Origin of the sequence: Streptomyces sp. NTH33 (assembly GCF_003236365.1) — a bacterium.
Classification (GTDB): Bacteria; Actinomycetota; Actinomycetes; order Streptomycetales; family Streptomycetaceae; genus Streptomyces.
This window is the reverse complement of record NZ_POTZ01000739.1, coordinates 1-2,228: the sequence shown is the minus strand read 5'-3', so window position 1 is coordinate 2,228 and position 2,228 is coordinate 1. Positions and strand designations below refer to the sequence as shown.

At 69.7% G+C, this 2,228-nt stretch carries 2 protein-coding genes; one reads left to right on the top strand and one right to left on the bottom strand.

The features are described 5' to 3' along the window. Positions 1-260: 260 nt before the first annotated feature. Positions 261-887 (bottom strand): nucleotidyltransferase family protein, encoded by a 627-nt coding sequence (locus C1I97_RS35695; protein ID WP_111007088.1) that lies wholly within the window; start codon positions 885-887, stop codon positions 261-263. A 581-nt stretch (positions 888-1,468) separates the two neighbouring features. Here C1I97_RS35695 and C1I97_RS35690 point away from each other — a divergent pair. Further along, the gene (locus tag C1I97_RS35690; RefSeq protein WP_111007087.1) at positions 1,469-2,182 is read left to right on the top strand and encodes a hypothetical protein; all 714 of its coding nucleotides are present in this window, start codon (positions 1,469-1,471) and stop codon (positions 2,180-2,182) included. Positions 2,183-2,228: the final 46 nt, after the last annotated feature.

Sequence of the window (2,228 nt, the reverse complement as noted above, 5' to 3'; positions counted from 1 at the left end):
GTCCGGTGCCCCCTCTCCCCGAAGACCGCCCGCGACCTCGGCTTCCCGGCCGTGAGGCGGAACGGCCCCTCCCAGGCCATGGACGACGAGGCTCGGCGGGCCACCTCCCGACGCCCGCCGCCCGTGTTTCCCCGCGCCCAGTGGCCAACGGCGATCTCCCGGCTTACCGTCGGCCGTGCTGCCCGCCGCACCCCTCGCCCGTACCCTCGGCATCCGCATCACGGTCGCCGTCGGAGGCCGGGGCGCCCACGCAGCGGAGGTCAGCCGCCGGACGAGGCCGTCGTGACGCGCGCGGAGGGCCAATCCAGCACGGTCAGCTCCGGCCATTGCCCCCGCCATCGCGCTGCCTTGGTCTCATAGACCGAACGCGGGGCGAGCACCGGGTTCGGCCGGACAACGAGGTTGAACACATCGGAGAGGCCGTGCGGCGCATACACACGCCACCGGCCGCCGGCCTCCAGACGCACTCCCAGGCAGCACGTCGTCGCGGCGAAACTGTCGATCGCCGCCTCGGTGGACTCGTACGGCGGACACGTCACTCCGAATTTGTCCTCGTACCAGAGATGGACCCGTGCTTCGTTCCGGATCTCCACCTCTGCGGGCAGATCGGCGAAGACCTCCCGTCCAGCTCCGATCACGTCGTCCTCTGCCTCCCGGGAGAGATCGTCGGCGTCGAAGTAGAAGACGTCGTAGTCCTTGATGCCGCTGGTCGGCGGCCTGTCCGTGACCACGTTCCAGACAGTCTGGAACAGGCACCCGGCCGTCACATACCACCCGGGCAGGTCCAACGTCGCCGTTCGCTCCAGGACCTCCGTCAACACACTGTTTCGGGAGAGCACCGCACGCAGGGACTCAAGTTGCTCGTCAAGAGGGAGTCGGCTGATCACCAGCCCTGCCTACCACAGGCGTTCCAGGGGCAAGCCCCACTCCTCGAGACCCCTGGGCGGGTCCGGAGTATTCAGCGGTTTCGACACCCGACTCCACCAGGGAACCCTGACAAGCCTGATTCCGCACAACGCCGGGGCGGTCAGGGTCGAGGTTCTGGTTGACGTCCAGTCACGCCAGGCAGGCGACTGTCTCACTGGGGGTCAGCAGGTTGACCCGGCCGCGAGTGAAGAACTCGATGAACACGTTGACGCCGGGTGCTCCTGGGCGGGGGCCTTGTGCGGGTTGTCGGCGTTGGGGAACTCCAGCAGCTGCTGCTCGCGCAGCTTCTTCAACGCTCGTGATCTGCCAGGCCTCGTTCACGCGGGAGCCGGCCACACGGCGGCCCCGGGGTGTGCCGGGCGTGCACGCCGGCCGGGCCCGTCCGGGGGAACGGCTGGGTGCTCTCGGGCTCGATCGAGGTCTCGCACGGCCAGGCAACCGGGCCCGGAAACGTCTTAGCCCCGGCGACATGATCATGAAGATCAGCGGTCCACCGGGGCTTGTCGTTCACTAGCATACCCGAACCTGCAGGAGGGACAACGTGACGCACGCTTCTCCGGCTCCCGGCGCCGGACCGTGGGTGGAGGCTTGGCTCAGCCCGGCCCGCTTCGGGGTGTACCTGGCCGAGGCCGACGGCGACCGCCGGCGGGCCCTGGAGCTCTACCAGTGGAACACAGCCGTCTCCTGCGCGGCGCTGCACGACCTCGGCCATCTGGAGGTCGCTCTGCGGAACGCTTACGCGGCGGCGCTGGACGCCACCTGGCGCGGGGCGGGACACTGGCTGGACGATCCGGCCAGCCCGCTACGCGCGCCGCTGTGGCGCACCAAGAAGGGTGGTGTGCGCGGCCCACGGCGCGTCGATGTCAACGACAAGCCGCGTCAGGCGATCGACGCCACCCGGGCCCGGTACGGTACGCAGGCCCCACCGGGAAAGATCATCGCTGATCTGTCGCTGGGTCTGTGGCGGTACCTCTCATCGTCCGCACATGAGAAGACGCTGTGGGTTCCCCACCTTCACCGGGCGTTCCCTCCGGGCACCGACCGGGCGAAGGTCGACAAGGCGATCGGCAACCTCCACGGGCTGCGCAACCGCGCGGCTCACTGGGAGCCTCTGCCGGCTGCCCCGCTCAAGCGCCGTATGGACGAATGGTCGTGGGTCGCCGGGCTGATCAGCCCGGAGCTGGCCGCCTACATCGGGCACCACAGCGAGGTGGCGGCGCGCCTGGCCCGGCGGCCGTCGAGGAGAGGCCCGTGACGACAGCCACGAAGCCATAGAGGCACCCCCAGCACAACCCCGCGCG